Origin of the sequence: Streptomyces sp. UNOC14_S4 (assembly GCF_020740835.1) — a bacterium.
Lineage (GTDB): Bacteria > Actinomycetota > Actinomycetes > Streptomycetales > Streptomycetaceae > Streptomyces.
In genome coordinates, this window is sequence record NZ_JAINFC010000519.1 from 1 (window position 1) to 3,835 (window position 3,835).

General features: G+C 63.8%; 5 protein-coding genes and 3 pseudogenes. 4 read left to right on the forward strand and 4 right to left on the reverse strand.

What is annotated here, in order from left to right; genetic code table 11:
* Positions 1 to 127: 127 nt before the first annotated feature.
* The 3 genes and pseudogenes from K6I34_RS31020 to K6I34_RS31030 form a co-directional block, all read right to left on the reverse strand.
* Positions 128 to 253: pseudogene (locus K6I34_RS31020) on the reverse strand (MOSC domain-containing protein); the annotation flags it as partial.
* Positions 254 to 453: 200 nt separating this feature from the next.
* A complete protein-coding gene (locus K6I34_RS31025) occupies positions 454 to 687 on the reverse strand; it encodes a hypothetical protein (RefSeq protein ID WP_229331151.1) in 234 nt (77 codons plus the stop codon).
* Between the two features lie 3 nt (positions 688 to 690).
* Positions 691 to 915, reverse strand: a pseudogene (locus K6I34_RS31030) (hypothetical protein); the annotation flags it as partial.
* Between the two features lie 502 nt (positions 916 to 1,417).
* Between K6I34_RS31030 and K6I34_RS31035 the strand changes: the two are divergent.
* From K6I34_RS31035 to K6I34_RS31050, 4 genes and pseudogenes are all read left to right on the forward strand, one after another.
* Positions 1,418 to 2,263 carry a helix-turn-helix transcriptional regulator gene (locus tag K6I34_RS31035; RefSeq protein ID WP_229331144.1) on the forward strand — a complete coding sequence of 282 codons (846 nt, stop codon included), beginning with the start codon at positions 1,418 to 1,420 and terminating at the stop codon, positions 2,261 to 2,263.
* 25 nt (positions 2,264 to 2,288) lie between these two features.
* Entirely contained in the window at positions 2,289 to 2,498 is a 210-nt protein-coding gene (locus K6I34_RS31040) for a DUF397 domain-containing protein (protein WP_229331146.1), read from the forward strand.
* Between the two features lie 151 nt (positions 2,499 to 2,649).
* Positions 2,650 to 3,077: pseudogene (locus K6I34_RS31045) on the forward strand (DUF5753 domain-containing protein).
* Between the two features lie 17 nt (positions 3,078 to 3,094).
* A complete protein-coding gene (locus tag K6I34_RS31050; protein WP_229331153.1) occupies positions 3,095 to 3,304 on the forward strand; it encodes a DUF397 domain-containing protein in 210 nt (69 codons plus the stop codon).
* Between the two features lie 127 nt (positions 3,305 to 3,431).
* On the opposite strand, the gene K6I34_RS31055 is transcribed toward K6I34_RS31050, so the two are convergent.
* A partial coding sequence (locus K6I34_RS31055; protein WP_229331147.1) for an ALF repeat-containing protein occupies positions 3,432 to 3,835 on the reverse strand: 404 nt, incomplete at its 5' end.

Genomic DNA, 3,835 nt, shown 5'->3' on the forward strand with positions numbered 1-3,835 from the left:
GCACCCGTTCCCGGGCCTGTTGCCCCTTCGGCGTCAGCCCGCCTCCCTGCGCGTACCTCATGAACACGGCATACCGCAGGGATCACGAGCCGTCACGACCAGCCGCTATCGCGAGTTCAACCTCAGTGACCGTCACACCAGCGTGCGCGTCCCCCTCCACACCGAGCCCGGCGAGCAACGTGATGCTGTCCCGGTTCGGCTTGGTGAACGAGTACTCGGCGTTGCGACTGACCGCTGTCACTATCCCGTTCATACTCCGGATCGCTCCCCCTGCCTCGGTAACAACGACCTCCACGAGCCTAACCTCGGCCGTCAAGGTCACACCTTGAACTCGACAGCGGAAGCAACAGCACGAGCGGCGGAGGGGGCTGGCCGATCTGAACGAATACCAAATGACAACCCCGCCCCGCCCGTTGTGTTCGGGCGAGGCGGGACCGACTACGGAGGTGCCGATCACTCCATGAGCGACGCGCGCCAGAACCGCAGGGCGATTTCACGGTAGGCGGTATGGGAACGGTGCTGCCCGCTGTGGGAGAAGGCCCAGTTCCGCGCCTCTTCGAACTCCCGGCAAGGACCGGAGCGGTCGAAGCACACGACGCACTCAAGGTCGTGCGTGAGGCGCGGAACGGCTGGGATCTTCTCCTGCGACATCTCCCACCGAGCGGGCCGGGCAACGGCTCGGGTCACGTCCTCCCACCTGCTTCCCGCGTTCACGACCTGCACCTTGGTGGCCAACGTCTCGGCATCCGTAGCGGGCCGGACATCGCTCGGCAGAGCGTCCCACTCCCGCCCACCCCCGGGCGGCCGAAGCTGAACGTGCGGCCCTTCATGCCCCATGACTTGCCCGATCGTGTTCCGGCGCGTGTCCATGACGTACGAGCCGATGGCGGGCTTCCCATGGCTACTACGGCTCATCGGCCCGCCTCCGGACTACCCGCCCGACAGGTCGCCATGTTGATACCGTGCGCGGTGACCCAGGTGACGGTTGCGGGCACCCCGATGTGGGGCGTGTTGCCACAGTGAGAGCACCGTGGCGCCGACGAGGGCGGTACGGGCGCCACGTCAGCGGGACAGCTGACGGAGCCGCCTCGAGGGACGGTACTGGGTGCGAGGAGCGCCCTCACCCATTCGAGGCATCGAACGATACAGTTGACCACTGTCGACCTGCTTCCTCAGGTTGGCCGCGCCCCGGGACCGGTCGGACGGTCGCCGGGGTTTGTCGTTCTACGCGGCTGGATTGTTGGCACACGGGTGCCCTGAACGCCCACCAAGATCACTCAAAGCAACCCCAGGGGAACGCTCCGCTCAGTGTGCTCTGAGTCATAGATCATCCGCAACCGTTCCGGAACATGTTCCGAGCGCTATGTCCAGCTGTAGCCTGAGCCAACCTTGGTCGCTGGCATAGGGGGTTGAGCTCATGTCTGAACCGCGCCCGTCCGTCCGCCGTCGCAGACTTGCCACACTCCTCACCCGGCTGCGGGAGGAGGCGGGCAAAACACCGGAAGAGGCTGCCGAGCGCATCGGATGCCACCGGTCCAGGATCAGCCGCATCGAGAACGCGCGCCTGGGCCTTTCACTCGGAGAGCTCCGGGATCTGCTGACCTTCTACGGGGTCGACGACCCAAGGTACGTGGACGAACTGTGCAGCCTCGCACGGCGAGGGAATGAACGGGGTTGGGTGCAACGCCTGGGGGTTGCCATGCCGTCCTACGCCGACTACATCGACTACGAACAGACAGCAAGCTACATCCGCTCCTACCAGCCCATGCTGGTAGCCGGACTCTTGCAGACCGCTGACTATGCCCGTGCGCTCTTCCGTGCCTCCCCGGTCAGGATGCCGCCACACCGGGTCGACGAACTCGTGACGGTACGCATGCAGCGGCAGGAGGTACTCGCCGGCGGACGCGCCCCTCACGTATGTGTGATCGAGGGCGAAGGCGCTCTGCGCGGGCAAGTCGGAGGGCCCAAGGTCATGCAGGCGCAACTGGAACATCTCCAGGCAATGGCGGAAGCCGTCGACCTCCAAGTGCTCCCGTTCCGTGCGGGTGCCCACGCGGGCGTGATGGGATCGTTTGTCCTCTTCAGCTTCCCCACGCCTGCGTTCTCAGACGTTGTGTGCATCGAACACCGAACGGGGACCCTCTATCTGGAGACTCCGGAGGAAACAGACGTCTACACGCTCACGTTCGACTCACTTCGATCGGCCGCCTTGAGCCCCTCCGAGAGCCTTGACCTGATCACTCGCATCAAGCAAGAGCTTTGATCCGTAACACCGTTGAGGAGCAAGAATGATCAGCGATCACGACAAGGCGCTCCGGCGCAGAAGCACGTACTGTGGCGACTCCGGGGATTGTGTAGAGGCTGTTGACGACACTCTCGGCGTGATACCCGTGCACGACTCCAAGACCCCGCACAGCCCTTCCCTTCGCGTCGCCAAAAGAGCCTGGGCCCGGTTCATGTCTGCCATAGAGGCTGGAGCCATCTCTGCTGTCAAATGACTTCGCCCGCGAACACTGCCTCACGTGAAGCAGCCTTGCCGAGGGATCCCCTCAGCAAGGCCAGCTTGGGCCATGAAAAACTCCGGCTTACAACGACCGGCAGAATGAGGCATGCGCCGTACGTAACTACGATTCCCTGTTCATTCTCGGCGTGCTGCAGACCGAGGACTACGCGCGCCGCCATCAGAGGCGTCTTACCGATGGCAGGTACCGGAGAAGTAGAGCAACGGGTACAAGCGCGAGTCGAACGGCAGGGAGTGCTCACCAAAGACGACCCACCCCTCTGGGCCATTATGGACGAAGCCGCCCTGCAACGCGTGGTGGGCAGCCCGGCCATCATGCATCCCGTTCAGCGCAGGGACGCACGCGGGTATGCCAGGCTCATTTGTGATCAGGAGCTTCCCTGAAGTCGAAGATCCGGAGGTCATCTACATCGACAGCATGGCCAGCGACCTGTTCCTCGAGGCAGAAGCGGATGTTCGCCGGCACATGAGGCTCTTCGACAACCCGCGAGCCGCGGCTATCAGCCCTGACGACTCGTCGAACCTGATTGCCGCACTGTCCAAGGACCTGCAATGAAGGAAGAGACATCAAGGATGTACCGAGTCACAACCCACCGGAACATATGGCTGAAGAGTTCCTACAGCAGCGGAAACGGCCAGTGCGTAGAGGCCACCCTTCAAGGCGGAGCTACGCAGACGCGCGACAGCAAGGACACCCACGGAGCGACGATAGCCTTCAGCAAGGCTACGTGGACGCAATTCATCAGCCGCATCCGAGGAAGTCATCTACCGGGAATTTATTGATTCGACGCCGCTGCCCGCCACTGGCCGGAAATGCCGACCTGTGGCGGGGCAAGCCGGGCAGGCTGCTATTCCAGGTACTCTGACCCGGGAAGCGACCGGGGGACGCTCAGGAGACGGTACGGGCCTCTTACTGACCGGTCTCCAGGAACCGCACCCGGTCCTCGGGGGTTCCCTCAATCGCCTTGCGGGCCGCCTTGCGGAGCGCCGGGGACGCGTCCTTGGCCGACATGATCTGGGTAATGCGTATCTTGTTGTCCATGTCGCGCGCGTCGTACTGGCCCTTCTCCAGGAAGCGCACCTGGTCCTCCCGGGTTCCCATGAGCGCCTTGTTCACAGCCTCCTTCATCGTCGGCCCGACGTCCTTACCCGACCCGAGCTGGGCGATGCGAAGCATGTCGTCCATCTCGCGCGCGTCGTACTGGCCCTTCTCCAGGAAGCGCACCTGGTCCTCCCGGGTTCCCATGAGCGCCTTGTTCACAGCCTCCTTCATCGTCGGCCCGACGTCCTTACCCGACCCGAGCTGGGCGATGC